33 protein-coding genes, 2 tRNA genes and 2 pseudogenes are annotated in these 26,234 nt (G+C 48.2%); 8 read left to right on the plus strand and 29 right to left on the minus strand.

Going from position 1 to position 26,234, the window contains the following annotated elements; all coding sequences use genetic code 11:
- Positions 1 to 13 precede the first annotated feature (13 nt).
- The 4 genes from QUE23_RS00495 (at position 14) to QUE23_RS00510 (ending at position 3,043) form a co-directional block, all read left to right on the plus strand.
- Positions 14 to 196 carry a hypothetical protein gene (locus QUE23_RS00495; RefSeq protein WP_286348778.1) on the plus strand — a complete coding sequence of 61 codons (183 nt, stop codon included), beginning with the start codon at positions 14 to 16 and terminating at the stop codon, positions 194 to 196.
- Positions 197 to 253: 57 nt separating this feature from the next.
- Entirely contained in the window at positions 254 to 1,222 is a 969-nt protein-coding gene (locus QUE23_RS00500) for a tetratricopeptide repeat protein (RefSeq protein WP_286348779.1), read from the plus strand.
- A gap of 65 nt (positions 1,223 to 1,287) precedes the next feature.
- On the plus strand, positions 1,288 to 1,932 hold the full coding sequence (locus QUE23_RS00505; protein WP_286348780.1) for a hypothetical protein: 645 nt from the start codon (positions 1,288 to 1,290) through the stop codon (positions 1,930 to 1,932).
- Between the two features lie 109 nt (positions 1,933 to 2,041).
- Positions 2,042 to 3,043, plus strand: coding sequence for an SMP-30/gluconolactonase/LRE family protein (locus tag QUE23_RS00510; protein WP_286348781.1), 1,002 nt, complete (start codon positions 2,042 to 2,044; stop codon positions 3,041 to 3,043).
- Here the strand turns inward: QUE23_RS00510 and QUE23_RS09895 are convergent.
- From QUE23_RS09895 to rpmE, 9 genes are all read right to left on the minus strand, one after another.
- Positions 3,021 to 4,130: a SelB domain-containing protein gene (locus tag QUE23_RS09895; RefSeq protein WP_353622249.1), complete on the minus strand. Its 1,110-nt coding sequence runs from the start codon at positions 4,128 to 4,130 to the stop codon at positions 3,021 to 3,023. The two genes, QUE23_RS00510 and QUE23_RS09895, sit on opposite strands and share 23 nt — an antisense overlap.
- Positions 4,051 to 4,857, minus strand: a complete 807-nt coding sequence (locus tag QUE23_RS00520; RefSeq protein ID WP_286348782.1) for a GTP-binding protein — start codon at positions 4,855 to 4,857, stop codon at positions 4,051 to 4,053. The genes QUE23_RS09895 and QUE23_RS00520 overlap by 80 nt, the downstream gene beginning before the upstream one ends.
- Positions 4,854 to 5,675 (minus strand): hypothetical protein, encoded by an 822-nt coding sequence (locus tag QUE23_RS00525; protein WP_286348783.1) that lies wholly within the window; start codon positions 5,673 to 5,675, stop codon positions 4,854 to 4,856. Before QUE23_RS00525 ends, QUE23_RS00520 begins: the two co-directional genes overlap by 4 nt.
- Entirely contained in the window at positions 5,672 to 5,908 is a 237-nt protein-coding gene (locus QUE23_RS00530; protein WP_286348784.1) for a hypothetical protein, read from the minus strand. The genes QUE23_RS00525 and QUE23_RS00530 overlap by 4 nt, the downstream gene beginning before the upstream one ends.
- A complete protein-coding gene (locus QUE23_RS00535) occupies positions 5,890 to 6,333 on the minus strand; it encodes a hypothetical protein (RefSeq protein ID WP_286348785.1) in 444 nt (147 codons plus the stop codon). The genes QUE23_RS00530 and QUE23_RS00535 overlap by 19 nt, the downstream gene beginning before the upstream one ends.
- 65 nt (positions 6,334 to 6,398) lie before the next feature.
- Complete coding sequence (locus QUE23_RS00540) at positions 6,399 to 6,944, minus strand: hypothetical protein (RefSeq protein WP_286348786.1); 546 nt, start codon at positions 6,942 to 6,944, stop codon at positions 6,399 to 6,401.
- Complete coding sequence (locus tag QUE23_RS00545) at positions 6,941 to 7,615, minus strand: TrmH family RNA methyltransferase (protein WP_286348787.1); 675 nt, start codon at positions 7,613 to 7,615, stop codon at positions 6,941 to 6,943. Before QUE23_RS00545 ends, QUE23_RS00540 begins: the two co-directional genes overlap by 4 nt.
- Positions 7,616 to 8,455, minus strand: coding sequence for a 16S rRNA (cytidine(1402)-2'-O)-methyltransferase (gene rsmI / locus QUE23_RS00550; protein WP_286348788.1), 840 nt, complete (start codon positions 8,453 to 8,455; stop codon positions 7,616 to 7,618). It lies immediately after the preceding gene.
- Between the two features lie 3 nt (positions 8,456 to 8,458).
- Complete coding sequence (rpmE, locus tag QUE23_RS00555) at positions 8,459 to 8,662, minus strand: 50S ribosomal protein L31 (RefSeq protein ID WP_006017939.1); 204 nt, start codon at positions 8,660 to 8,662, stop codon at positions 8,459 to 8,461.
- Between the two features lie 105 nt (positions 8,663 to 8,767).
- Between rpmE and QUE23_RS00560 the strand changes: the two genes are divergently transcribed.
- Positions 8,768 to 8,980, plus strand: a complete 213-nt coding sequence (locus tag QUE23_RS00560; protein WP_286348789.1) for a tautomerase family protein — start codon at positions 8,768 to 8,770, stop codon at positions 8,978 to 8,980.
- Between the two features lie 30 nt (positions 8,981 to 9,010).
- Here QUE23_RS00560 and rimP read toward each other — a convergent pair whose 3' ends face one another.
- The 13 genes and pseudogenes from rimP to QUE23_RS00630 form a co-directional block, all read right to left on the minus strand.
- Complete coding sequence (rimP, locus tag QUE23_RS00565) at positions 9,011 to 9,478, minus strand: ribosome maturation factor RimP (RefSeq protein ID WP_286349461.1); 468 nt, start codon at positions 9,476 to 9,478, stop codon at positions 9,011 to 9,013.
- A 4-nt stretch (positions 9,479 to 9,482) separates the two neighbouring features.
- Positions 9,483 to 9,824 (minus strand): 30S ribosome-binding factor RbfA, encoded by a 342-nt coding sequence (gene rbfA / locus QUE23_RS00570; protein ID WP_286348790.1) that lies wholly within the window; start codon positions 9,822 to 9,824, stop codon positions 9,483 to 9,485.
- A pseudogene (infB, locus tag QUE23_RS00575) lies at positions 9,824 to 12,527 on the minus strand (translation initiation factor IF-2). Before infB ends, rbfA begins: the two are co-directional and overlap by 1 nt.
- Positions 12,524 to 12,784: a DUF448 domain-containing protein gene (locus QUE23_RS00585; protein WP_286348792.1), complete on the minus strand. Its 261-nt coding sequence runs from the start codon at positions 12,782 to 12,784 to the stop codon at positions 12,524 to 12,526. The pseudogene infB and the gene QUE23_RS00585 overlap by 4 nt, the downstream one beginning before the upstream one ends.
- Positions 12,774 to 13,664 (minus strand): homoserine kinase, encoded by an 891-nt coding sequence (gene thrB, locus QUE23_RS00590; protein ID WP_286348793.1) that lies wholly within the window; start codon positions 13,662 to 13,664, stop codon positions 12,774 to 12,776. Before thrB ends, QUE23_RS00585 begins: the two co-directional genes overlap by 11 nt.
- Positions 13,665 to 13,712: 48 nt before the next feature.
- A complete protein-coding gene (locus QUE23_RS00595) occupies positions 13,713 to 14,159 on the minus strand; it encodes a hypothetical protein (protein ID WP_286348794.1) in 447 nt (148 codons plus the stop codon).
- Positions 14,160 to 14,205: 46 nt separating this feature from the next.
- Positions 14,206 to 15,114, minus strand: coding sequence for a UDP-3-O-acyl-N-acetylglucosamine deacetylase (lpxC, locus tag QUE23_RS00600; RefSeq protein WP_286348795.1), 909 nt, complete (start codon positions 15,112 to 15,114; stop codon positions 14,206 to 14,208).
- Entirely contained in the window at positions 15,111 to 15,419 is a 309-nt protein-coding gene (locus QUE23_RS00605) for a septum site-determining protein MinC (RefSeq protein WP_286348796.1), read from the minus strand. The genes lpxC and QUE23_RS00605 overlap by 4 nt, the downstream gene beginning before the upstream one ends.
- A complete protein-coding gene (locus QUE23_RS00610) occupies positions 15,359 to 15,712 on the minus strand; it encodes a hypothetical protein (RefSeq protein WP_286348797.1) in 354 nt (117 codons plus the stop codon). The genes QUE23_RS00605 and QUE23_RS00610 overlap by 61 nt, the downstream gene beginning before the upstream one ends.
- Before the next feature lie 4 nt (positions 15,713 to 15,716).
- Positions 15,717 to 17,054 (minus strand): M23 family metallopeptidase, encoded by a 1,338-nt coding sequence (locus QUE23_RS00615; protein WP_286348798.1) that lies wholly within the window; start codon positions 17,052 to 17,054, stop codon positions 15,717 to 15,719.
- 9 nt (positions 17,055 to 17,063) lie between these two features.
- Positions 17,064 to 18,311: an outer membrane beta-barrel protein gene (locus QUE23_RS00620; protein ID WP_286348799.1), complete on the minus strand. Its 1,248-nt coding sequence runs from the start codon at positions 18,309 to 18,311 to the stop codon at positions 17,064 to 17,066.
- Between the two features lie 8 nt (positions 18,312 to 18,319).
- Positions 18,320 to 18,985, minus strand: a complete 666-nt coding sequence (locus QUE23_RS00625; protein WP_286348800.1) for an outer membrane beta-barrel protein — start codon at positions 18,983 to 18,985, stop codon at positions 18,320 to 18,322.
- Positions 18,975 to 19,673: a hypothetical protein gene (locus tag QUE23_RS00630; RefSeq protein WP_286349462.1), complete on the minus strand. Its 699-nt coding sequence runs from the start codon at positions 19,671 to 19,673 to the stop codon at positions 18,975 to 18,977. Before QUE23_RS00630 ends, QUE23_RS00625 begins: the two co-directional genes overlap by 11 nt.
- A 98-nt stretch (positions 19,674 to 19,771) precedes the next feature.
- Between QUE23_RS00630 and panB the strand changes: the two genes are divergently transcribed.
- The gene (gene panB / locus QUE23_RS00635; RefSeq protein WP_286348801.1) at positions 19,772 to 20,578 is read left to right on the plus strand and encodes a 3-methyl-2-oxobutanoate hydroxymethyltransferase; all 807 of its coding nucleotides are present in this window, start codon (positions 19,772 to 19,774) and stop codon (positions 20,576 to 20,578) included.
- A 1-nt stretch (position 20,579) separates the two neighbouring features.
- Positions 20,580 to 21,587, plus strand: a complete 1,008-nt coding sequence (gene ruvB / locus QUE23_RS00640) for a Holliday junction branch migration DNA helicase RuvB (RefSeq protein WP_104691023.1) — start codon at positions 20,580 to 20,582, stop codon at positions 21,585 to 21,587.
- A gap of 5 nt (positions 21,588 to 21,592) precedes the next feature.
- Here ruvB and QUE23_RS00645 read toward each other — a convergent pair.
- Together QUE23_RS00645 and QUE23_RS00650 are read right to left on the minus strand one after the other, a co-directional pair.
- Positions 21,593 to 21,668: transfer RNA gene (locus tag QUE23_RS00645), tRNA-Ala, on the minus strand.
- A gap of 18 nt (positions 21,669 to 21,686) precedes the next feature.
- Positions 21,687 to 21,763, minus strand: a tRNA-Ile gene (locus QUE23_RS00650).
- A gap of 121 nt (positions 21,764 to 21,884) precedes the next feature.
- On the opposite strand from QUE23_RS00650, the gene QUE23_RS00655 reads away from it, so the two are divergent.
- The gene (locus QUE23_RS00655; RefSeq protein ID WP_286348802.1) at positions 21,885 to 22,871 is read left to right on the plus strand and encodes a HoxN/HupN/NixA family nickel/cobalt transporter; all 987 of its coding nucleotides are present in this window, start codon (positions 21,885 to 21,887) and stop codon (positions 22,869 to 22,871) included.
- Here the strand turns inward: QUE23_RS00655 and QUE23_RS00660 are convergent.
- The 5 genes and pseudogenes from QUE23_RS00660 to QUE23_RS00680 all read right to left on the minus strand — a co-directional run.
- Positions 22,863 to 23,444, minus strand: a pseudogene (locus tag QUE23_RS00660) (pseudouridine synthase family protein); the annotation flags it as partial. The gene QUE23_RS00655 and the pseudogene QUE23_RS00660 sit on opposite strands and share 9 nt — an antisense overlap.
- Entirely contained in the window at positions 23,399 to 23,740 is a 342-nt protein-coding gene (locus tag QUE23_RS00665; RefSeq protein ID WP_286348803.1) for a hypothetical protein, read from the minus strand. The pseudogene QUE23_RS00660 and the gene QUE23_RS00665, both read right to left, overlap by 46 nt.
- Positions 23,740 to 25,374 (minus strand): CTP synthase, encoded by a 1,635-nt coding sequence (gene pyrG / locus QUE23_RS00670; RefSeq protein WP_286348804.1) that lies wholly within the window; start codon positions 25,372 to 25,374, stop codon positions 23,740 to 23,742. The genes QUE23_RS00665 and pyrG overlap by 1 nt, the downstream gene beginning before the upstream one ends.
- Before the next feature lie 21 nt (positions 25,375 to 25,395).
- A complete protein-coding gene (locus QUE23_RS00675) occupies positions 25,396 to 25,980 on the minus strand; it encodes an AMIN domain-containing protein (protein ID WP_286348805.1) in 585 nt (194 codons plus the stop codon).
- Positions 25,980 to 26,231 (minus strand): hypothetical protein, encoded by a 252-nt coding sequence (locus QUE23_RS00680; RefSeq protein WP_286348806.1) that lies wholly within the window; start codon positions 26,229 to 26,231, stop codon positions 25,980 to 25,982. The genes QUE23_RS00675 and QUE23_RS00680 overlap by 1 nt, the downstream gene beginning before the upstream one ends.
- Between the last annotated feature and the right edge of the window lie 3 nt (positions 26,232 to 26,234).

Below are 26,234 nucleotides of genomic sequence, written 5' to 3' on the forward strand. Positions count from 1 at the left end.
GGAAAGGCTTAAGATGAGCACTGCGGGCATTGTGTTGATTGTGATTATTGCCGTGTTTGGCATTCTTGCAATTGGGATCATTATAGAGCTTTTTACAGCTGTGGGGAAGACTTTTGAAAACTTTTTAAAGTCGCCCATTGCCATAGGGGTTTTTGTGGTTACACTGCTTGTTGTCTTTCACTACATAGGGAAGTAGTGTGGCACACGGACAACCCCAGCAAAGAAAGTTAAAGAAACTTGACAAGGAGTGAAAATGTTCGTGTTTGTTAAAAAGCGTGTGTGGCAAGTGGTCTTGTTGTGGGCAGTGGCTTTAGGGGTTTGTTATGCCAACAGCCAAGCAGATGAATACTATAAACTGGCAAAGTCTTACAATGACAGCAAAGACTATAGCAAATCCATTGCCTATTGGAAAAAGCTCATAGACATGGGGGATGCTCGGGGGTATAATGGGATGGGGTATATGTATAACTATGGTCATGGAGTTGTCAAAGATATATCCAAAGCCTTGCAATACTTCCAAAAAGCGGCGGATATGGGGGATGCTACGGCTTATTACAATTTGGGGAATATGTATCTCAATGGCGAGGGCGTTGAAAAAGATTACTCTAAAGCCTTGCAATACTTCCAAAAAGCGGCGGATATGGGGGATGCTACGGCTTATTATAATTTGGGGAATATGTATCTCAATGGCGAGGGCGTTGAAAAAGATTACTCTAAAGCCTTGCAATACTTCCAAAAAGCGGCGGATATGGGGGATGCTTGGGCTTATAACAATTTGGGGGTGATGTATTCAAAGGGCGAGGGTGTGGGGCAGGACACAGAAGCCGCACGGCGGTATTATAAAAAAGCCTGTGATTTGGGGAATCAAGTAGGTTGCAACAATCTTAAAGCCCTAGCCCCTAAACATGTTGCCTACAAACTCAATTTTGATATTCAAAAAAAAGAGGTTGATCTCTTTGGGGAGGGGCTGGGGACTTTGATTGAAATCACTTCTAAAAATAGAGACCCCGTGCGTTTAGAGGGAATCATCATCAATGAGGGCAATTCTTGCAATGACTGGAATGAGGTTATGGCAGATGGCAGACCAGCTAGAGGGAATAGACGGGGGTATGTTTTAAAATACTCTCAGGGGTATATGATTGGGGTGAGTTGCTTGCCCTACAAAATCCTCTCTGTGGAAATTCAAACCCATTTAGGCAATGTTACCTACACCTATGAGTGAGAGTAAGACTTTAGCAAAAGGCGGGGTTGGGGGCAAGAGAATTTAAAAATACCAAAGGAGTGAGTGTGTTTAAAAAAGTGATCGTTCAAGTGAATCAAATGGATCGAGAAACAAAAATAAAGTGGCTCTTTATAGGGATGGTGGCGTGTTTAATCACAGTCATAAAATCATCATATTTGATAGAAGTTTTTGACGATAGTCCTATTATTTTTCTTGTTGTAGTTCTCTTTTCTTTTACTTTACTTCAGCTATGCATTGGCGGACTAGCCGTGGTACTCACAAATTTTTTCTTTGATCAAAAGGAGTGTAACCCTTCCATCAAAGCCTTTGTGATGTTGCTCTTAAGCGTTGTGGGGGCTGTTTGTGTAACACTCATCTTTTTGCATTACGCCGCTGCCGATCCAAAAGGACTTTGTGCGTCCCTCTTTAAACCACAGCACGCCATGGACAGCACCATCAATTTTTCTAATTTTGTTAAAGCAGGTCAAGTGAATTTTTCAGTGAATTTTTTTAAGTTTGAATTTATTTTTCTTGTAACATGTTTGTCGGCTACTGCAACCGTTTTTAATGTTAAAAATTTTAAAAGTTTTAGCAATATGCAATACTTGATGTTGCTCCCGTCAGTTTTCTTGTTAATAGTTATGTTGTGTTATTTAACAGGTTCTTTGGTTTGGCTCATTATGTCTGCTTGGGGAGTTAAACTAATTTAAGTCTATGGCAACCCCCACTTAACCCCGCTATACCCTTAGAGCAAGTAAGGGCTATGCCTTTATGCGATCTGTGTTATCATAGGGGTTTTACAAATGATAAAGGAAAACCATGGCTTTCAAAAAATGGCGTTTGTTGCCCTTAGCCGGGTTGTTGTGTGGGTTGTTGCAAGCGCAAGAGGCGGCTTATAAGGTTTACAACAAAGCCTTTAGCGGGCTTGTCAACACCAAAGAACAGCCCCAACTTCTCTACGATAAGGGCAAGTGGCTAGAAGGCCCGCAGGTCTTGGCCGATGGCGATGTGGCGATCAGCGATGTACGCGCCAATGAAGCCCTGTTGGTACAAAGAAACGGCACACATTTTCAGGTCCGCCCGTGGTTCACCCCCGCCGGGCCACAAAACGGACACGCCCTAGACTGGCAGGGGCACTTGCTCGCCACCAACTATGGTAAAAAGGGGATTGAAAGGCTAGAAAAGGGGCACTGGAAAGTGCTTGTGGACAGCTTCAACGGGCAGAAGTTTAACAGCCCTAACGATTTATGCATCGATCGCAAGGGGCGCATTTACTTCACCGACCCCAAATTTGGGCACAACACACAAGAAAAGGGGGGCGAGTATGTCTACCGCTACGACCCCGCTACACACGAGATCAAACGCCTAAGCACCCCACTTTTAAAAACCCCTAACGGGATCGCTTTAAGCCCGGACAACAAAACCTTATATGTCGCCGACAGCCAACTTGCCCACAACCCCGAGGATCAAAACCTCAAGCACCAAATCCTCGCCTACGACCTCGATGGTGAGGGCAACCTGTCCAACCCGCGCGTCTTTGCTACAATCCAGCCGGGCTTTCCCGATGGCATCAAGGTTGATCCGCACGGCAATTTATGGGTGAGCAATGGGCATGGGATTGCAGTGTTTAATCCCAAGGGCAACATGTTAGGCGAGATCATTTTACCTCAAGTGGTGAGTAACTTAGCCTTTAGCCTTAGCCCCAAAGCCTTACAAACCCTGCAACAGCACCGCGTTTTTGCTGCAGAGGATAGTCCAGCGTTGTTGTTTGTCACCTCTGGCTCTAATCTGTATGTCTTTAGGCTTGGGGAGGATTTTTAAGGCTGCGTTTGCCGTCTTGGTTGTGTGTGTAGCCCAGCTTGTCTAGGTGTTCTAGGTAGGCGATGGCGTATTTGCGTGAGAGGTTTAGCTTTTCTTTGAGCCGCTGGACATCTAGGCAACCTTTGGTGCGCAAAATCTCTAACATTGCATTTAAGACTTTGTCTAAAGCACTTTTAGCAATAAAGACATTATGGCAAAGTCTAATCACCTTCTTTTGCTGGCAGAGGGTCTTTAGTGCCGTATCGCCCACTTGGCGGTCTATGTCTAATAGGTCATAGAGATTATAGGGGGCTTGTGGGGTGAGTTGCCCTTCTAAGAGAAGTTTATAAAGCCTGTCTTGCAGAGTGTTTTGGAGTTTGTCTAATTTGAGGTGTGCTAAGAGCCATAGCCCCCGCTCTTGCTTTAAAAACCCCTCTTGTGCCAAAACCTCAAAAGCTAAGTTGGCTAAGTGGGGGCTGATGTAGCTGTGTTTAGAGTTGAGGCTTTTGGGGCTAAGCAGGGCTTGGGGGTTTTGGGTGTAAATGTTTTTGAGGGTGTGAATCACGCTTTTAAGGGTTTCTTTGGGGTAAAGCACAAAGTCTTTTGAATCGACCAAAACGCCCTCTAGGGTATTGGCGATCTCTAGAGCTCTTTGGTGGGTGCAGCCAAAGCGTTGCATCGAAGAGAGCAGGCCAAAGCCCTTTTTATGCGCCCTCACAAGCAGACTAAAGGCCGCTTTTAAATCCCCCTTAGCTAGGGCTTCAAGCAGGGGCAGCTTCACGGGCTTTTTAAGCAAATCTACGATGGGGTTTAGGACCTTCGCCGCCCCCCACACCCTTTGGTTAATGCTGATAATGGCTGTGTCTAAATAACATGCAAAAACGGGCGCGTCCAGCACTAAAGTGGCAAAAGGGTATTCCAACATAAGCACTCTGGCATTGAGTCTGTGGGTGCCGATTTGCACGCCCACGCTTTGGTTGTGCTTTAAGGGGTCTTTATCATAGGTACACAGCTCAATGTCTAATCTGTCAAAGCCGCGCAAATAACCCTTTGCGCTTAAGAGCATGCCCACTTTTAAATCCTGCGCCTTGACCCCTTGAAGTTGCATGGCGACTCGCTCGTGTAAGCCGGCCTTTTGCACTTCTTGGCCGTGTTGGTGTAAGGTCTTCACGCCCACCACTTGGTTTAAGGGGGCAACTAAGAGCCGATCGCCCTTTTGCACGCACCCCCCACACGCTCCCGCTCACCGCCACCCCTCGTCCGGGCAACACAAACACCCGATCCACATACAGCCTAAAGAGCTGTTCTAAGTCTGAGCCCACTTGGCGTTTTTTAAAGGGGTAGGTGCTTAAAAAGTCTTTGAGCTTTTGTATGCTTTTTAAATCGTGGGTGCTGCACGGCAACACGCCTAAGATGTCTAAGGGGTAGGGCTTTAGGGCGGTGCAAATGGCCTCTTTGCTCGCTTCAATGTCTTGGCACTTATCCGTCTTAGAGAGCACCAAAATACAGGGAATTTTTAACAAAGAGAGCACCAAAGCGTGTTCTAAGCTCTGCTCTTTCACGCCCTCGTGCGCATCCACCACAAACAACCCCGCGTCAAAACCAAAACTGCCCCCCACCATCGTAGAAACGAGGCTTTTATGCCCGGGCACATCAATGAAGCCCAAAGTGCGCCCTTCAACCTTTAAATGGCTAAAGCTTAGATCGATGGTGATCCCCCTCTCTTTTTCGTGCACGCCTGTGTCCCCTTCAAAGCCCGTCAACGCCTTGATGAGCGCGCTCTTGCCATGGTCAACATGCCCACAAGTGCCTAAGAGGAAATAAGGGGGGTTCACCGTCTTGTGGGTTGTAATAAAACTTTAATCCCCCCCTTTAGCACGAGGGGATTATTGACATCGCTCACCCGCACAAAGCGGACTTCATCGCCGATGTGTAGGCTGACTTTTTCTGTAGGATTCTCAGCCGCCATGTATTTTAAGATGTGTAAGGACGAATCAAACAAGCTCACTTGCGGCTGCCATTCAGCACTGCGGGCAAAGACCACCAAATGCCCTGGGCTGGTGATGTCTAGCCAATATTCTCCGCTGATCTCTTTGAGCTCTAGGGCGTGCCCTGTGGGGATCAAGGGCGTGGCGTGGGCAAGACGGGGAGTCAGCACTCTAAAGGCATAGGTCCACTCTTTAACATTCTTGCGCCCCAAATCCACCAAATCAAAGCCATACTTGGCAAAGAGCCTTGCTGCGAGTGTGGGGTCTAGGGCGTATTCCGTGTTCAGTGTAAAGATTGCGCTGCTGGTGTTTGCTTGATGTTGCACTTGCAAGACACTAAAATAAGCGTAGCCCATAGAAGAGAGCACGCTTTGGACGGTTTTGAGCAAAAGCAAGGGGGAGGTTTTAGCCACAAAACGCACCTGCAACAAAGAAGGATGGTTGAACTTCAAGGGCAAGAGCCCATTTTCTTTAAGGGTTGTTAAGACTTTTCTAATTTGCAGCGCCCCTCGATCGTAAAAGCTTGCCCGGTCCTGAAACACCCTATGGATAAAATTTTTGTTGATTTGGTAAAACGAGCGGTCCATCAAGTTTTTGATTTTAGAATCGAGCGCATCGGCACTTAAAAGGGCGCATAGAAACGCGCCGAAGAAAAATATTCTCACTGGATGCGTTCTTTATAGTGGGCTAGGCTCAAGCGGACAAACCCTCTCTTAGGGGTGTAAAGCAAGCGCACAGAGCGGTCCCTATTGAAATCCATGCGTTTGCCCTCCGCCTCAATGGATAAATGTCCATTGCCAAAGGCTAAAAGCCAGCTATGCCCTTGTGTGTCAAAGCTAAAGGGCTCTTTTAGGACCGTTTGGCTTTTGTGTTTGGTTTTTAGATCGATGGTTTCCATCCAAAGGTCGCCCTTGGTGGGGGTAACGACAATTTGGGGATACTCCGATTCTTTAACCTCCGTGGGTGGGGTTGTGGCTTTGGCTGTTTCTGTGGTCGTGGGGGTCGCGGGGGTTTTAAAGCACTTTGGGGGGCTTTGCTTTCTGTGGGTTTGGGTGTGGCATCTAGCGTTGTTTTAGCTTGTGTGGGGTCTTTAGGGTTGTCTTTTAGCGCCGAGTCGGGGGATGTTTGGCTTTCTTGAGCCTGATCACCTCCATTTGCGTTTGTCGCTTGGTCCTTGGTTTGATCTTTGGCTGAGTTGTTTGGACTTGGGCTTGGTTTTCCAACTTTAGCTGTGTCTTCTTGATTTATTGTTTGTGTGTCGCCTGTGGAGTGGTGTAAATAAAAGAACGCCCCAAGCCCCACCACCAGCACCGCCGGCAACACAAAAAACGCCTTAGATTTTTTGGGCTCTGGAGTTGGAGTGATGGGCTTTCCCACTCTTTTATTGTCTAAAAAGGGAGAATTGTACTCTTGTGTGGACTCGGTTTGCTCTTTGTTGGGCTTTTCTTGTCCTGAAGCCTCTTTGGATTCGTGGGGTTCTTTGTGTGGCTCTTGCAGCGGTTCCTTAGGTTTTTCTTGTGCTTGTTCTTGAATCTGTTCTTTGGGGGTTCTTGGCTCTCTTGTTTGCTCTTTGTTGGTTTTGCCTTGTCTGGCTTGGAACTCTTTTGCTTTTCTTCCTCTTGAATCTCTTGTGCTTTTAAGATTCCTGGCTTTCCTTGGGAGGGCTCTTTAGAAAGCCCACTTTCTTTTTTAGCCCCAAAGAGGTTTTGGTCGTACTCCACAAGCCATTGACTCAAATCCACCCCATATTCTTTCTCTAAAATCTGCACAAAGCCCACGGCGTGCACCCTTTGCACGGAGTCAAAATCCTTTTCCAAAATCGCCTTGATTTTGGGGTTTGAAAGCTTGGTGTCCTGTGCGATGGTTGCCATGCCCTTTTGGGCCAAAAACGCCAAAGTTTCGTCTAGTTTCTTGCTTTTTTCTTCTTCGTTCATTTCCTTGCCCTGTCCATGATAATGGCTCCCGCGACACTCACATTTAAAGAGTTGTTACCCCCTTGCATGCAAATGTGTAGTAAACCATCCATTTTTTTAATGATTTTTGCCGCCAACCCCTCCCCCTCAGCCCCTAGAAACACTGCCAAACGGGGCGCAAAATGTGCTAGACGCACATCCTCGCCCTTTAAATGCGCCCCATAACACACCACCCCAACCCCCTTCAATTCACAAACCACATCCAAAGGATTGGAGCACACGCAAAAAGGCACACTATAGAGCGCGCCTAAACTCGCCCTCACCAAACCCTCATAGGGCAAGGGGCGATCTAAAATCACGCCCTCAAAGCCAAGTGCTGCCACACTCCTAAACAACGCCCCTACATTGCCTATGTCGCTAAGTCCACACAACACTAACAAGCGGTCATAAGTCTTTAACGTGGCTAAATCGCTCAAAGTGGGGGGGGCAACTTTAGCCAAAAAGCCTTGATGGTTGCCCCCTTTAGCCATCGCTTGGGCTTTTTTAAAGTCTAGGCGCATTAGGGGGGCGTTTACGTTTTTAAGCAGATTAAAGATTTTGGGGTCTATGTCCTTAGCTAGATAAAGCTCTTGGAGTTTATTTGGGTGGTTTTTAAGCATGTGTAGGACCACTTGTTTACCAAAAACGATCATTTAACCCTCTAAAGTTTGGGCGTAAAGGGTTTTAGGGGCGGTGTTTGTGAGTTGGGCGAGCAACTTCGCCTTGATTTTAGGGGGTAAGGACATTTGGCTAATCTGCGTGTAAGATAGGCTCGCCTCCGCCTCTTCTTGGCAATGTAGCACCAACACCCACTCGCCTAAGAGTGCCTTAGAGCCCTGCAAGGCTTTTAGCTGTGTGGCGACTTCCAACACAGAGCCTTTAAAACGTTGTTCGTGTAATTTACTCAGTTCTTTGATAGCAAACAAGCTAGAGTGGCTAAAAAGGGCATTTAAATCCTCTAGCGTGTCTAAAAGCCGCTTAGGGCTTTCGTAAAACACAAACACCCCTCCCTGCCCCTTTAATTTTGCCAAACAAGCCCGCCGCTCTTGTGTCTTTGGGGGCAAAAAGCCCACGAAGTTAAAGCCCGCACTCTCAAACCCGCTCGCACTATAAGCCCCCACGCACGCACTCGCCCCGGGCAAGACTTGATAAGCAATGCCATTTTCTTGGGCGAAGGCGACTAATTTAGCCCCTGGGTCGCTCACACAGGGCATGCCCGCATCGCTGATAAACACCACTTCTTGGTCTGTGAAGAAGTTAGGGGGTGTTTGGCGCAAAAACGCCTCTTGGTTGTGGGAGTGGAAGGGTAGAAACTGCTTTTCTTGGGCACTTCTTAGGGGAGTCGCCCACTCTTGTTGCTTGAGTAGAAACAAGAGCCGTTTACCCACCCGCACATCCTCGCACAAGCACACATCACAGCTAGCTAGAGCTTCTAAAGCCCGCCAAGTGATGTCCTTGAGATTGCCAATAGGGGTTGCGCTGAGCGTAAGCAAGATTTATTGCATTTTGTATTTTTGTTTAAAGCGTTCTACACGCCCGGTGGTGTCGGCAATCTTGTCGCTACCCGTGTAGAAAGGGTGGCAAAAGCTGGAAATGTCGATTCGTAGCTCGCTCTTGGTGCTTAAAACCTCGATCTCTTTACCGCTGGTAACACAAGTAACCTTGCAGGGTACGTATTCAGGGTGGATGCCTTTTTTCAACTTAAATTCTCCTCAAAGTTTTCGCCGATTATAACTAATCTTTGCTTAGTTTTTGGGGGTGGTTTGTGCTAAAATGGGGGACAAATTTCAAATAAAGGACTCTCAATGCCTCTTATCAATATCAAACTTGCCAAAGAAGACACCCCCGTCACTCCCGAGCAAAAGAAAGCCCTCATTGAAGGGGCGACAGATTTATTGGTGAAAGTGCTCAATAAAAATAGGGCTTCAACGGTTGTCATCATTGAAGAAGTGACTCCCGATAGTTGGGGCATAGGCGGGCAAAGCGTGCAAGAAATCCGCCAAAACGCCAAAAAGTGAAGCCAAAGCCCCAAATGGGGCAAGATAAATTTACGCTTTTTTGGGGTTTTTAGCCTTGCCAAATTCAAAGATCGTTTTGGCTTTTTTAATTTGCTCTAGGCTTAGGGGGGTTGGTGTGCCCTCAATGTTTAGCATAATCTCTGCCCCTTGTGCGCTCTCTAGCACACCCCTTATGCGCGTGTTGTTGCTGAGCCTACACTCGATTAAATCCCCGATAGACAGGGCAAAATGTCTAGGTTTGCTTAAAGTGCGCTCTAGCCCCATAGAGCTCACCTCTAGAGTGTAACTTTCTAAATTAGGGGCATGTACATCTAAGAGCGGGGAGATCAGTTGGCTTGCCTCTTGGCACACATCTAGGCTTGTGGCGGCGTTCAATGCCTTAATGCTGATACGCAAAATGTCGGTTTGGTTTTCTTTTAAAAACGCCACATCGTAAAGGGCGCAGTCGATGCCCTCTAGGGTCTTTTCTAAGAGTTTTTCTAGCTCTAGGGTGTCCATCACTTCAGGCCTTTATGCGTGCAAATAGGGCATCGAGTCTTTGTTGTTGCTCTAGACTCTCATCAATGGCAAAGGCAAAGTTCGGGCATTTAAACCACCCACTCACCTGCAAGACATGCACCTTGAGTAAGGGGGTCGCCTTTTTAAGGGCTTTTAAACATGTAGCCCTTTCCTCTTGACTTAAAAATGCCCCATCTATGTAAGCTTGGGCGTGGTATTTGCCCTTAGAGCAATGCACCTTGGTTAAGGTGAGTCCACTTAAACGGGGATCGTCTAACGCGCTCAACGCCTCTTGCAGATACTCTAAAAGCCCGGCATCTAGGCGTTTGGCATGTATGTTCTCCATTAAAGCACCCTTGTTTTGTGGATTTCTTTAAAGCTCTCAAAGACATCGCCCACCCGTACATCGTTGTGGTGATCGAGCATGATCCCGCACTCATAGCCCTTAGAAACTTCACTCACATCGTCTTTGAAACGTTTTAAAGACACGATTTTACCCACATGCACCACCACACCCTCACGGATCAAGCGCACTTTGATGCCCTTGTTGATGACCCCATCGACCACCATACAGCCGGCGATCGTGCCGACTTTGGGGATCACAAAGGTTTCTCGCACCTCAGCTTGGCCTGTGTCCTCTTCCTCCACAACCGGACTCATCAGTCCGCCTACAAGGGCTTTCATGTCATCAATCAAGGCGTAAATCACGCTATAAGTTTTGATCTCCACTTTAAGCTCTTTGGCTTTAATGCGGACATTACCCGTAGGACGGATATTAAAGCCCAACACCAAAGCGTGGGGGTTGTTGGCGACTAAACTCAAATCGTTTTCGCTGATCGAGCCCACCCCAGCGCTGATCACTTGCAAGCTCACTTCCTCGTTGTTGAGAGCCAGTAGGCTGTGTTTGATCGCCTCTAGGCTGCCTTGCGTGTCGGCTTTGAGCACAATGGGGATGTTTTGCAACTCTTTATTGGCGACCATCGAAGCCAGCTCGTCTAAATGCACCTTTGTGCTTTTGCTTAAGGCTTTTTGGCGTAAGTAAGTCGCCTTTTTATGCGCCAAACTTCTCGCGGTGTTTTCGCTATCCACCTCCACCAAGACAGAGCCCGCCATCGGCACTTCGCTAAGCCCCGTGATCACCGCCACTTGAGAAGGTCCTAGGGCTTTAATGTGCTTACCTTGATCGTCTGTCATGGTGCGTACCTTACCGAAGGCAATGTCGGCCACCACGGGATCGCCCACTTTGAGCGTCCCATTTTGCACAATCACGGTCGCCACCGCCCCCCGCCCCTTCTCTACGCTGCCCTCTAAGACCACCGCCTTAGCCGTGGCACTAGGCGATGCCTTAAGCTCCATGATCTCAGCTTGGATCAAGATCGTTTCTAAGAGATTGTCGATGCCCTCGCCCGTTTTGGCCGAAATGGGGATGAACTCATGCTCTCCGCCCCAATCTCTAGGGTTAAAGCCCAGCTCGGCACACTCTGCTTTGAGTTTATCCACATTGGCGTTTTCTTTGTCGATTTTATTCATCGCCACGATGATTTGCACGCCCGCCTCTTTGGCTTGTTTAAACGCCTCGATCGTTTGGGGTTTGACCCCGTCATCGGCGGCGATCACAATGATCGCAATATCCGTAACCTGCGCCCCCCTCTTACGCATTTGGCTAAAGGCTTCGTGCCCGGGAGTGTCGATGAAGGCGATCTCTTTACCCCCCTTTTGCACCATGTAAGCCCCGATGTGTTGCGTGATCCCCCCCGCCTCACTGCCCGCCACCCGTTGGTTGCGGATTTTGTCCAGCAAAGAAGTTTTGCCGTGATCCACATGCCCCATGATCGTAACAACAGGGGCGCGCTCGCTTAAATCCTGATCGGTTTGCTCGGCTTGTGTGGCTTCCTCCACAAACACCTGTGTGCTCTCCACCACCACTTCTAAGCCAAACTCCGCCGCCAAAATCTCAATGGCATCTCTGTCTAAGAAGTCGTTTTTTGTCACCATCATGCCTAGGTTAAACAAGGTTTTAATCACATCGGCAAGGTTGAGATTGGCGCTTTCGGCAAACTCATAAACCCGCACTTCCTCGGAAATAGTGATGCTTGCTTGCACGCTTTTTTGGGCGTTATCGGGGCGATAGACACGCCTTTTTTTCGTGGAGCGGCGAATCCCCCCCTCGCTCATCCACGGGTTTTTGCGCTGGATTTTGACGCGATCGGTTAAAGGTTTGGGCGCAATTTCTTCAGGGGCTTCCTCTTCCTCTAAGTCCTTGACATGGAAGTCAAAGAGCATGACCTCATCTTGCTCATCCTCATACAAGTCGTTAAAGCCCCTCTCTTGGGAGAAATCTAGCTTGTGTGCGCGACTCTTTGCCCCCGGCTTGGCGGTGCTTTTGGTGGGCTTGGTGGATTTTTTGGGTTTGAGCTGCTCTTTAGACTCAGCATTTAAAACACTCGCTCTGGCGGCAGCTCTAGCCAAAGCGGCTTCCTCTTGCTCGGTGCGCTTGACAATGCGAATCCCCCTCGTGCGCCTTAAAAGCGGCTCTGTGGTGGGTGGGGGCGGTGGGGGCGTGGGTGCAGGGCCTGGGGCTGTGCTTTGGGCTCTAGGGCTTTTGTCTCTTGCACCCTCTCTACTTTTTCTACCTTTTTTTCTACCCTTGCCTCCACTTTTTTAGGGGGGTTTTTAAGGCGGACTCTTTTTTGGGGGCAGGTTTGGGTTTTTCGCCGGTGCTGACAATCTCAATGCTGCGCTTTTTTTGCACTTGGGGCTTTTGGAGCACATCTTTGGAGGCTGGCTCTTTGGCAGGTTTGCTCTCTTGAACCTCTTTAGCAGATTCTTTTTTAGGCGGAGCTTTGGGTGCGGCAGATTTAGGCGGAGCTTTGGGTGCGCGGGGAGCGTTCTTGTTGGTGATGAACTCGTAGAGCTTGCCGGCGGTTTCTGCATCTAATTTAGAATTGGCTTTAAGGCTAAGTCCCATGCCCTTGGCTTCTTCAATCACCATTTTCACATCGGTGCGCCCCAACTCTAGGGCAAAATCTTTTAAAGTGATGCCGCTCATTTTGTCCTGATCTCCTCTAGCCAGCTTTGCAAATATTGTTTATCTTTGGGGGTGTTTTTGGTCTTCAACACCTGTTTTAAAAGGTTTTTGTTGTCTAAACACGCACGGCACAAATAAAAACTGCGCCCCGCACCGCTAAAGGGTAGAATGCGCTCCTCTTGCACGCTAAAGCGCAACAAGACCGCCTGTGAAAAACTTCGGCGGCAACACACACAAGTACGCATGGCATTTTTAGAACAAAAGGCACTAATCCTCAACCTGCACTCCTTCATTGTCAAAATCTAAAACCACAACTCTAAAATTATAATACTTTTTTTGTAACCTTGCCTGCAAATCAGACGCATCCTCGGCGTAACAGAGATTAAAAAAAGACGAGCCACTGCCCGAGAGTGTACTCATCAGTGCCCCGTTTTCTAGGGCGAGCTTTTGCACTCCATAGAGAACGGGGTAAAGCCGCATGCGCTTATCTTGGTGCAAACGGTCTTTGGAAGCTAGCCGCAACAATTCCCATTTTTCCTGTGAAAAGATCATCGCCATTAAGCTAGAACGGGAAAGGTTGTAAATGGCATCGGTGTTGCTGTAACGCTTAGGCAGGGCTTGGCGGGCAAACTTCGTGGAGATCGAATGTGTGGGGATCACCACCACGGCTTTTAAATAGTCGGGGATTTGCGTGCGTAGATGGTAGGCTTTGAGCCGCCCGTTGATTTTCTCCACCATCGCCACATTAAACCCCCCAAAGACGGCGGGTGTCACATTGTCTGGATGGTTCTCATACACAAGGCTTTCTTCCAAAATTGCTTCTTTATCAAGTTGCCCGTGCAAGTAGTGGCTAAGGGCACTCAGCGCCCCCACAATGATCGCTGAACTGCTCCCAAGCCCCCTAGAAATGGGGATGGAATTGTAAAAAGAAAACTCAAAATTCTCTTTGATCCCATGTTGTGCTAGGGATTCCTTAAAAATCTTGACGAAAATATTATCCACTAAGAATTTGGAAAACCCCTCACCCTCGCCTTGGATTCTAATGCTCGTAAAGGTGGCAGGGATCACGCTAAAGCGGTTTCTAAGCGACAGACCTAAACCCAAACAATCAAAGCCCGGACCCAAATTTGCGCTCGTAGCAGGTACACTAACGACCAATCCACTTCCTGATTTTCTAGTATATGCCCCCCATTATACCTAAATTCCTTAAATGGGCGGTAAAAAATACAGCGGTTCGTTGTCTGTTGTGAAAATGTGGGGGTTTAACACGGGGGGTAAGTCCATTTGAGCGCATTTAGGGGGGCTCTCAAAGGTTTTTAGTGCCACTTGCCCCCCCTCACACACATAAAAGGACTTGCCAAAGGCTTTAATGGGGCTGTTTTCATTGAAAGCAAAGCCTAGGGCAGAGTGCAAAGGGGTGGGGTTTAAGAGCACCCACGCGTGTACGAAAATGTGCGTGAGTTTCATCGCCATAAAACTGCCCGGCCCTTTAGCATAGTAAAGGGCTTGGATCGTTAAATTTTGCACCCTTAGCCACTCTAGTAAGTTTTCAAAGATTTCAATCAGGGCGGCATTTGTGCGTTTATGCACCTCAAAGGCGCGCAACAAACCTCCCTCTAAGGCATAAACCCCGACCTTAACGGGCTCTTGCAAAGAAAGGATCAGGACTTGGCAACCTTTAGGCGCGTCGTTGGACCGTTTAATGGTAGGCGTGCACCATTTCCAAAGATTGCACCTGTTGCGGATTTGGGGTTAGGGCAAGGTGGACAACCTCGTACGCTTGTGCCTCAAGCACCTTTTGCACGAGCTGGGCGTTGAGCTTGTGGCTGCCCATGCAAGCTTGGTAAGCCCCGACCACATTCATGCCTAAAAAGGCTAAATCGCCCATTGCGTCTAAGATTTTGTGGCGCACAAATTCTTCTTCATAGCGCAAACCCTCTTTATTGACAATGCCATGTTCATCCAACACGATACAATTATTCAAATTGCCCCCCTTTGCCAGTCCGATGGAGCGTAGGTAGTTCACCTCTTGCAAAAAGCCAAAAGTCCTAGCCTTGGCGATCTGTTCCTTGTAGGCATGTCTGGAGAAAACGAAGTTGTAGCGCTGTTTGCTGATGGCCGGGTGGGTAAAGTCAATGCTAAAATCAAAAGAGAGCAAGGGGGCGGGGCTGATTTTGACAAACTTGGGACCCTCTTCCACCTTGACTTCTTGTGTGATTCGCATGAAAGGCTTAGGGACTTCTAATTCAGCAATGCCCGCTTCATCTAAGAGCATGCAATGGGCGATGGCAGAGCCGTCCATGATGGGAATCTCTTCATTGTCCACAGAGATCTTTAAGTTATCGATCCCATAGGCACTGATGGCAGAGAGCAGATGCTCGACCGTGGAGATTTTAGCTTGCGGGTTGGTGTGGTTACCTAGAGTGGTCGCCATCGTGGTGTCGATCACATTTGCGTGCTCTAAAGGGATGTCCACACCCAAATCCGATCGTCTAAAAACAACCCCGCTGCCCGCTGGCATGGGCTCTAAAACCATTTTGACCGGCACGCCTTTATGTAAACCGATGCCGACTAACTCAACCTGTTTAGCAATTGTTCGTTGTTTCATGCAATGTCCTTTATGCTGACTATATCGCCATTTTTGGTAATCAGTTTTAATTTGGTGTTCTCGTTGATGCGCGCTAGGTGCGCTTGGCTTAGGATTTCACCTTGAAAAACAAGGTGGGGGGAGTAGACATTTTGAAGCACCATATACACCCCCATGCAAATGATGATCCCCTCACATTTGCCGTAAATGCTGATGTTCTGCGCGGTGTGAATCTTCGCCCCGTGGTTAACATTGCCTAGGATCACTAGGCTGTAAGGGCTGTCGATCTCTTCTCCGCTGCGGATGTGCCGTTCGTAGATTTGCACTTGGGGACTTTGGGGGGTTTCTGGGACTTTGGGGGGGGCTCTGACTCTTTTTCTAGTGCCCCATACAGCACAACTTGATCGCCCGTCTTGCCCCTGAGCTCTTTGGCACTGAAACTGTAAGCAAGCTCGTGTTTTTGCAAACTCTGTTGCACCTCTGGGGGGATGGGATTTTTAAACAAGAGCAAATAATTTTTAAGCAGGGGGGCGTTTTTGTCAATGAAATTTAAATACTCCTGACTATCTGCCTCGCCTAACTCAAAACAACGAATCTGCTTTTGTTTTGTCCTTAGCATCGCCTCACTTCTCCCGGATTTTGTATTGTGCCTCTTGGATGGTGTCGTTCAGGTTGTTGATGAAACGGGCATCCATCCACTCATTGGGGTAAACTGGCACCCCTTGGATCAAAAGATTGAAGTGCACATGGTCGTATTTGCTTGTTTTATTCTTGCCGCTATAACCCAACACGCTATCTGGCTCTAAAGCGTCTCCCTTCTTGGCTAAAAACTCCGACAAGCTCCCATACATCGCATACACCCCCAAACCATACGACACCAACGCACTTTTGCCATAGCTTTCGATCTCCTCTTCTAAGATCACCCGCCCCGGGTTGCTCGCCACAATTTTAGAATGCCTGCCAAAGAAATCCACGCCATAGTGCGTGAACTCGCCGATCTTTTCCTTGCCAAAGGTGTAGGTTCTGTGTGCACCAAAAAGGGCTAAGATGCGGGGTCTGTTGCCTAAAGGTTTAAAGGGTTTAAAGAGGGTGGACTCATAGACAAAATCCTTTTTTAAATCCTCTTGAATGGTTTGCAAAATCCCCAATCTTGCATTTAAGCGATCTAGCCCGGGTAAGTGTTTTAGGCTTTCTAAGGCGGCTTGTTTGTCTTTATGATCCTTGCTTAAATCTGTGGTGTATTCGCGGATGGTGCGTTTGGTATTTTTGATGAGTTTTAGGGGCAAGCTGGTGAAATTATAGGCCTTATCTCTAGCAAAAATCCTCCCATCAAAGGTGCGGTGGCGCAAGGACCAGGGGAAGATCACAATGTAGTAGCCGTCTTTCATAAAAGAAAACACCTTAAAATCCTCAAAGCCATTGTTAAACCACACCCGATCCAACGCGTCTTCTTGTACTTTAAAGATCGCCAAAGCACTCCCGCCATAGGTGATGCGGTGCGATTGGGCGATCATTTGGATTTTGGGGGGGGTGGCATCCAGCATCAAATCAAAAGACTTGGTGCTGACATTGCCATTGAAGAAATTGGCGTAACTCCAATCCACCACTTTAATCTCATAGCGTAAATGGGTTTGGTCGTTTAATTGGATTGTGGGCTTAGGCAACTCAAAGCTTAAACTCGTAGGCTCGTCCAAGACGATTTGGTCTTTTTCATACACGACCAAGTGGTCGCTGGTGGTGGTTTTGATGTGGTAAGAGCGGATCTTGGCTGGCGTGGTTAAATTCACTTGGATGTTGGATTTTAAATTCCAATGCGTGGGGTTTTCTATGACACTGGGCTGCGGAGCGGCCACGTGCATGGTGAGAGAAATATGCGCGGTGTCTTTCTTGGTGATCACGTAGTTGTAGCTCAAATACCCCCCCGCCACCAACAAAGCCGTTACACTTGCACGCCACAACATCAAACCCCCTTAAAACGCATATAAAACATTCATCACAAGCAAGCTGCTGCGCTTAAAGCCTGTGTCCTCGCTGATGAGCTGCTGACTATTGCTTTTGCTGGTGTAAGTGGCGGGGGTTTCAAAACCCAACCGCAAGTAAGTGAGCGGGATTTTTGTCCCCACTTCAAAGCGCAAGTGGCGGTTGTAGGTGAATGCCACGCCTAAGTTGATCGTGTAGTCCACCTGCACTAGCGTGTGCCATAGGGTGTCGGGGCTGCTAAAACCGGCCTGCACCACTTGACTAAAAGCGTTGTAGCGCTTGTCTTTTAAGACCATAAGCCCCACGCCAAAGCCCGCATATATTCCTAAAAAGTGCTTTTTTTGCCTTTCAAGGGGCGCATCAAAGAGCATGTCCATGTTTAAAGAACCTAGGCCATAAAAGAACCCCCCAAAGCCATTAGCTGTGGTGCTGCCATTGAGCGTGGCGTATTTGCCAAATCCGGGGATGAAGAGCAAGTCTCCGTAAATACGAGTCCCAAAATAGGGGTTGAAATACTGCTGGTAACCCAACTCTACATTCATCATGTTCGCTGCCCCGCTTAAAGTTGGCAAGGTGCTAAAAATCATTTGCTGCTCTGGAATGCCTAGCGCCACGCTTTTGGCCTGTTGGCTGTTGTAAGATTCGGTGATGAGCCCCCAACCATAGCCCCCGCCTAAGAAAAACCCGCTCTTTTCTTTGGCGATTTTATAGTTGGCTGCCTTCTTGGCGCGCACGCCCTTTTTAGCGTGTTTAAAGTGCTTGTCTAAATAGTCTTTGGCGTATTCAAACTTGGTTTCAGGTTTGCCGCCCAAATCTGTGATTTTCTTTTTTAGAGTTTTTATTTGCCTGTCTAGGTCGTCTAAGTGCTCCGTATCTTCGGCATCGGTGTTCTCGGGCACTTTGGAAGGTGTAACATGCAAATTATCTTCTGTGGCCTGTGTAGGTTTACTTGAGGGGGCGGATTTTCTAGGGACAATCACAGGGACAGCTTTAGGGTTTTGTGTGGCATGGGAGGATTGCCGGGATTGCTGCTGGGATTGTTTGGGTTGCTGGGTTTTTTGAGGTTGTGGCTCGGATTGTTGCAACTCACCTTCTGGGAATAAATAGGGTTGTAAATTGTATTCTGGGCCGCCCATGTGTGGGTCTTCTTCAAGCATGTCGGAAACGGCCATTAAAGCGGGCAAAGGTTGGGCTTGCACCCAAGCCCACACAAGACCCATTGCCAAAAAAGTTCTCATCAAATCCCTTAGAGTAGAAAGTTATAGCTGATGTAGTAGATGTTCCCGCCTGCAAACGAATACGAAAAGGCGTGGCTGTATTTGATCGGCGGGATTTTCAGCGCCAGCTCGATTCTGTGGCGGGTGTTTAAGGTGAGTGCCACGCCCAAGTTGATGACGAGGCCAAAGCCATTGGGGTTGTTCTTGGCACTTGCGTAGTCCTTATACCCACTCCAACCCAAGCCCAGCCCGCCAAAGACCCCCACCGCGTATTTTTTATATTTGTCTACGGGCTTGTCCATCACGAGGTCTAAGTCCATTGTGGCGATTTGGTAGGTGCTGGTTTGTCCTTGTTGCAGCACACTTTGTGCCACTCCGCCCAAATACTCGCCATACAGGCGCAGCCCCGCCACTTCGCTACGGCCTAAATACTTTTGATACCCCACACGCACGCCATAGATCAAGGGAAAGCCCTTGTTGGTGATTCCATTGACCTTTAAATTCGTCTCCGCCAGCACAAAGCCCAAAAATACACCGCTCTTTTTCTTTGCCATTTTTTGATCCAACTTGGCTTGTTTGGCTTCATAGAGCTGCCCCTTGAGCATGTAGATCGTGAATTGTTTTTCTTGCGTAGCCGACCTAGCGCCAAGCATACACACCGCACAAGCGCATAAAACAAGAGGCTTAAAAAACATATTGGTACCCGACATGCACAATCCCCCCCCACCATGAAATGTCTTTATTGGCCAGCAATTTAAATTCTAATTCCACGCGGTTATGTCCAAAGAAGTTAAACGCCACCCCTGTATTTGCCATCATGCCAAAAAACGAGTTGGTGCTAAGCCCCTGTGCAATCACCCCCACACCCACGCCTAAAATAAAGCCCACAGACAAATACCGCCCCACATAGGGCAGCACAGGGTCGATCATCAAATCTGCGTTGAGCATCGCGCTTTGGTAAGCGATCCGTCCATAGCGTGATTGCTTAGGCACGCCCCCGATGTATTCAATGTAAATGCGTCGGCCCACCACATTGGGGCGGAAGGTTTTGGCAAACAAAGAAGGGCGGTAGGTTTGGTAGCCAAAGCGCACCCCGATTGCCCATAGGTAGTTGAGGTTATTGCCCGTGATGCTCGCGCTGCCCGTGCGCTCCCTGATTTGGTTGTTGTAAAAAAACCCGGTGCTAAGCCCAATCATGAGGCCTGTTTTTTTCTCAGCGTCCTGGATGTCGGTGATGAGTTGTTTCACCTGTTTATCGCTGTAGGCTTCGTAGAACTTAATGTATTTGTAATATTTGGGGTCTAAATGCTCGTAATCCACGCTCTCCGAACCCCATAAAAAAAGCGGTAAAAGCAAAAAGGGGGCAAAAGCCCCACAACTCATTTTCAAATCATCACTCCAAAACAGCTACAAAGCGTGCATGCATTTTTAGCCCTATCATAGCATTTTAAAGGTAAAATGTCCTAAAAACTAGGCTGTCTATGAAAAAAATCACCTTAAACGCCTTGCATGCCAAAAAACACCCCAAAGAGGGCAATCCAGCCAGCAAAATCAGCGCAATCACGGCTTACGATGCCCTTTTTGCTTCCATTTTTGATCCCATCATTGATTTTATTTTAGTGGGCGATAGTTTAAACATGAGTTTTAATGGTAAGCCCGACACCCTAAGTGCCAACATGGATTTAATGCTTTACCACACCAAAGCGGTGTGCAATGGGGCGAAGCGGGCATTTATCGTGGCAGACATGCCCTATGGCAGCTACACCACAACAAAACAAGCCGTGAAAAACGCCCTATGCTTTTATCAAGAGAGCCTAGCCGATGCCGTGAAATTAGAGGGGGGAGTCAAAAAGGCTCCCATCATTAAAGCCTTGGTTGATGAAGGCGTGGCAGTCATCGGGCATGTGGGGCTATTGCCCCAAAGTGTGCGGGGCGTGGGGGGCTATAAGATCGTGGGTAAAAACGCGCAAAGCGCACAAAAAGTGCTTGAGGACGCTTTAGCCGTGCAAGAGGCAGGGGCTAGCTTAGTCGTCTTAGAGGGCGTGGTGGCGCGCGTGGCACAAGAAATTAGTGCAAAATTAGAAATCCCCACCATCGGCATAGGCAGTGGGGCGGGTTGCGATGGGCAGATTTTGGTCTTTAGCGACATGCTAGGGCTATTTAGTGCTTTTAAGCCTAAGTTTGTACGCACCTATTTAGAGGGAGCAAATTTAATCCAAGAAGCCCTAACACGCTATGTTGCCGACATCCAAGAGGGCAACTTCCCTAGCCCTGAAGAGAGTTATTAAAATGGATCGGGTTGTCAATTTAGAAAAGTTGGAGTTTGAAGAGCAAGAGAACACGAACTTAAGACCGCATTTATGGCAGGAATACATCGGGCAAGAGCCTTTAAAAAAACTCTTACAGGTGTCCATCAACGCCACAAAAAAGCGTGGAGATACGCTAGATCACATCTTATTTTTTGGACCGCCCGGGCTTGGCAAGACCACTTTAAGCCACATCATCGCCCAAGAATTAAACACCCCCATTAAGGTCACAACCGCCCCTATGATTGAAAAAACCGGGGATTTAGCTGCCCTGCTTACTAACCTAAAACCCCAAGAAATTTTATTCATTGACGAAATCCATCGCCTAAGCCCAGCGATTGAAGAGGTGCTTTACCCGGCGATGGAGGATTTTAGGCTAGACATCATCATCGGTTCTAAGGCGGCGGCACAGACGATCAAGATCGATTTAGCCCCCTTCACACTCATCGGGGCGACCACAAGGGCGGGTATGCTAAGTAACCCGCTGAGAGATCGCTTTGGCATGCATTTTCGCATGGAGTTTTACAGCATTGAAGAATTGCAAGCCATCATCACGCAAGCCAGCTTGAAGCTCAAAAAACCCATTGAACCGCCCGCAAGTTTAGAAATCGCCAAACGCTGTCGGGGTACGCCTAGAATTGCCCTACGCCTTTTAAAGCGGGTGCGCGACTTCGCCGACAGCTTTAACGAAGCACAAATCAATTTAAAGACCACACAACACGCTTTGGAAGCCCTAGGCGTGGATGCACACGGACTAGACAGCTTAGATTTACGCTATTTAAACCTACTTGTGGGGACTAAGGGGCGGCCTTTGGGGCTAAACACACTTGCCGCGAGCATGCACGAGGATGAAAGCACGCTTGAAGAAGTCGTTGAGCCCTTTTTGTTGGCCAATGGCTATTTAGAGCGCACGGCTAAAGGGCGTATCGCCACACCTAAGACTTACGAAGTTTTGAAGTTAAAACCGATAAAACACTTTTTGTTTGATTGATGGAATGGTGGAGGATAGCGGGCTCGAACCGCTGGCCTCCTGCGTGCAAAGCAGGCGCTCTCCCAGCTGAGCTAATCCCCCAAAAGAGAGTCCAAAAGATGGTGGGCTTAAGAGGACTTGAACCTCTGACCTCACCCTTATCAGGGGTGCGCTCTAACCACCTGAGCTATAAGCCCTTTTAAGTCATTCAACCTAAAAACGGGCATTCTATCCTAGCTTTTCTAAAATTTAGCTGAAATGCACCCAATCCTGTGCTACAATGGCAACATTACTGATTTTAGAAAAATAAGGTTTCTTGTGCGTTTGTGGCTACCCTACGCTCTAGCGGTTTTATTTTTACACATTTTGGGGCTGGTGTTGCTGGTTTTGGCGCACAACCCCGTTTTTTACGGCGCGGCTCTCACGGCTTACTTTTTAGGCACAAAGCACGCCTTTGATGCCGACCACATCGCCTGCATCGACAACACCATCCGTAAACTCTCCCAACAAAAGCAAAACCCTATGGGGGTGGGCTTTTACTTCTCTATGGGGCACTCTAGCGTGGTGATTGTGATGACAATCGTTACGGCTTTGGCTTTGCATTGGGCGAAAGAGCACACGCCCATGCTCGCGCAGATCGGCGGGGTGGTGGGGACTTTGGTGTCTGGCTTATTCTTGCTGGTGGTGGGGGTGTTAAATGGCGTGATTTTAATTGACTTATTTAAAGTCTTTAAACATACTCGCCACAACGCCCACCACGACCAAGAAGCCCTAGAAAAACTCTTGCAAGAGCGCGGACTCTTAAACCGCTTTTTTAAGCCCCTCTTTGTCTTCATCTCCAAAAGCTGGCACATCTACCCCATTGGGCTGTTATTTGGGTTAGGTTTTGACACAGCAAGCGAAATTGCCCTGCTCGCCCTCTCTAGCAGCGCGATTAAAGTGAGTTTTTTAGGCATGCTCGCCCTGCCTATCTTGTTTGCGGCGGGCATGAGCTTGTTTGACACCTGCGATGGGGTCTTTATGGTGAAGGCTTACGACTGGGCGTTTAAAACCCCCTTGCGTAAGATTTACTACAACATCACGATCACAAGTTTAGGCGTGTTGGTGGCGTTGCTCATCGGGCTGATCGAGCTGTTTCAAGTGCTAAGCGAAAAATTGCACTGGGAGCTTAGCGGGGTTTTGGGTTTTATTCAGCATTTGGACTTTGGGGATTTGGGGTTTTACTTAGTGGGCTTGTTTGTGCTGGTGTGGGGGGTGTCCTTTGGCATTTGGCATTTGAGCGGGTTAGAAAAGCACCTAGCTTAGCCACAGGGCGTAGTGCAAGCCATACAGGCTAAAAGTTAAACCCACCGCTTCTAGGGCTAACTCAGTTTTATAACGCCCAAATGCGCCCAAAAAGTCCGCCTTTTTCGCGTCTAAATACGCCCTTGCGTGGCTATCATCAATGTAAAGTGGTTCGCCCACAAGGGGGTAACCCAGCGCACTTAAATGCAAGCGGATTTGATGTGTGCGTCCCGTTAGGGGGGTAACTTTTAAGTGGGTTTGGTCGGTCTTGGGGTCGTAGTTTTGGATTTCTATGGTGGTGGCACTGAATTTGCCTTGTTTGTCAATTTTGGAGCGCACGCCTAAATCCCCCCGTATGCTAGAAGGCTCTAAAATCGGCAACACCACGCTAAACGCCCCTTGGGCATACGCGCGTAAATCCCCCACCACGCTAGCGTGGTAGGTTTTTTGGATGCGCCTGGAACTAAACAGCTCCCTTAAAGGTTTTTCGTGTACCCTGTCTTGGCTGGCTAAAATCAATCCGCTGGTTTCATAATCTAGGCGGTGGATCAGGCGGGCGTGGGGGTTGTTGGCGTAAATGCTTTCATACAGGCTATGCGTGGTGTAGTTTTTAGGGTGGCTGTAAAGGTTTTTGGGCTTGTGGTAAAGGGCAAAATAGGGGTGGTGAAGATGGGAGCAAACTCGGGGTTTTGGGTGGGCTTAAAAAAGAGCAAGCGCACAGGTTCGTTTAAGATTTGCGCTTTTTTGAGTCTTTGTCCCTGCAAGGTGGTTAAACGCCCCCGATCGATGTAGCTTTGGGCTTGCTTTAAAGAGCAGGCTAGGCTTAAAGCGACAAACTTAGCTGCCTTAATGGGGGCTGTTGGGGTGAAAACCTCGGCAACAAAGGGCATTACATGCAGGCTTGCACGAACGCCTTAAAGAGCGGATTGGGGGCGATTAAACGGGAAGTGAACTCGGGGTGGTATTGCACGCCTATAAAGAAGGGGTAATCTTTGAGGGCCATCGCCTCCGTTAGGTTTTGGCTGTGGTCAAAGCTTTGTCCCACGACCTCTAAGCCGTGTTTGGCGTAGTCCTCTAAATAGGCGGGGTTGATGGTGTAGCGGTGGCGGTGGCGCTCATAGACTTCTAGGGCGTTGTAGGCTTTGGCGATGGGCGAGCCCTCTTTAAGTGTGATTTTATGTGCGCCAAGGCGCATGCTCGAGCCTTTGTGGGTGGTGTTGGCTTGGCTTTCTAGCAGGTCAATGACTTTATGGGGGGCATCTTGATCAAATTCGCTAGAGTGCGCCCCCCTTAAACCCAAAACATGGCGGGCAAATTCGATCACCATCATCTGTGCCCCCAAGCACACTCCAAAGAAGGGTTTTTTAGATTCTCTAGCGTAGGTGATGGCGTTGATCATCCCCTCAACACCCCTTGAGCCAAAGCCCCCGGGCACTAAGATACCATCCATGTCTTGTAAGCGATGCGCCACCCTAGCTTTAAGCTCTGTCTCGCTCTCATCCCCCTTAAGCTCAAGTTCCTCACTGTCGATCAGGATAGGTTCGATCTTGACTTTTAAATGCGCCCCCACGCAAACCATGCTCTCTAAAAAGCTCTTATACGACTCGCTCAAATGCACATATTTACCCACAAAGGCGATTCTTAGGGTTTTTTGGGGGGTTAAAATGTTATGCACCAACCCCGCCCACAAATCTAGTTGCCGTTTGTCTAGCGTGGCTTGGATGCCAAAATGTTCGAAAAGTGCATCGAGCAAGCCCTCTTGGAAGTAATTGGTGGGGCAGGCGTAGATGGTGGGTGCGTCTTTGGCTTGGATGACATTTTGCACGGGCACATCGCAACTGCTGGCAATTTTGGCTTTTAAATCCGCCCCCAAATCTTGGCTACAACGGGCTAAAATGATGTTCGCGCTCACACCCAAACGGCGCAATTCAATGATGGAGTGTTGTGTGGGCTTGGTTTTGAGCTCTTGACTGGTGGCAATGAAGGGGACTAAAGTTACGTGGATATTGGCGACTTGTTTAGAGCCCAAAGCACTTTTGAGCTCTCTTATGGCTTCTAAATAGACCATACCCTCAATGTCGCCCACGGTGCCGCCCACCTCCACAATTAAAAAGTCCTTACCCTGTCCTAGTTTTAAAATCCGCTCTTTGATTTCCTCCACAATGTGGGGGATCACTTGAATTGTCTTGCCTAGGTATTTGCCCTCACGCTCTTTTTCGATCACACTTAAATAAATCTGCCCGGTGGTGAAATTGTTTTCTTTAGAAAAGTCCTTATTCAAAAAGCGCTCGTAATGCCCAATGTCTAGGTCTGTTTCGCTCCCATCAGCCGTCACAAACACCTCGCCATGCTCAAAGGGGCTGAGCGTGCCCGGGTCTATGTTGATGTAGGGGTCGATTTTCAACATATCCACTTCAAAATGGCACAACTTCAGCAAATGCGCCAAAGAACTAGATGCCACACCCTTGCCTAGGGAACTAAGCACCCCCCCCGTAATAAAAACAAATTTAGTCGCGACAGACATTTGGTTAAATCCTTGTAAAAATTAGTGTAAAACGATCACTAAGTAGTTGTTTTTTTGCTCGATCTTGTATTGGTATTGCCCATCTAGCACAATAAAAAAGCGGTAAAAATTGTCGTGGGTTTCTATGGCAACGTTGTTGACATATTTTTCATCCACCTGCACTTTTTGCCTAAAGTCCTGCGCATCGCGGTCGGTGTCTAACACAATGCGGTAAGGCTCGGTCAGCACGAAGGAGCGTTGGATTTTATCGGCGGTGCGTAGGTAGAGTTTGTTCTCATATCTCCAAAAGTCAAACTTGCCCACCCGAAAAATCTTGTCCTCCTTGCCTAAAATGGCGGCTTGCTGGGTTACCTTGATGGGGTAGTGCCAATCGATTTGTTGGTTGATGTCCACGCTTTTAGAGTGCACAGACGCATCCACGCTCTTATAAGTTAGGGTAACTTTGGTCAACACCCGAGCGGTGCTGGGTAAATTAACATTGATATAGCGGAAGTAATCGGGGACTCCCTCGCCCACCCCCAAGTACTTGCCATTTTTAGACGGCTCAAAGGGGTCTTCTCTAGCGATCAAGGCCCCGAGCAATAAAAACACCCACCACTTAGACATCAAGACCGCCCATTTCTTGGGGGTTCTAACTCTTTGAGCTCAAAAAGCTGTTTTTGCAATTTGGCATTCTCGTACTGCAAGTTTTGCACCCTTTCGTATAATTTGGCTTGCTGGACCTTAAGATTTGTCAGCACCTCGTAAGAATTGTCCCCAAAGAGCAAACACCCCACATACACCCCCAATGCCACAACCAACCCGAAAACAATAAAAAGCCCCCGATAAGCGTAGAGCCACTGCCACACTTGCCACACTAA

It is taken from the genome of Helicobacter felistomachi, assembly GCF_030296895.1.
Classification (GTDB): Bacteria; Campylobacterota; Campylobacteria; order Campylobacterales; family Helicobacteraceae; genus Helicobacter; species Helicobacter felistomachi.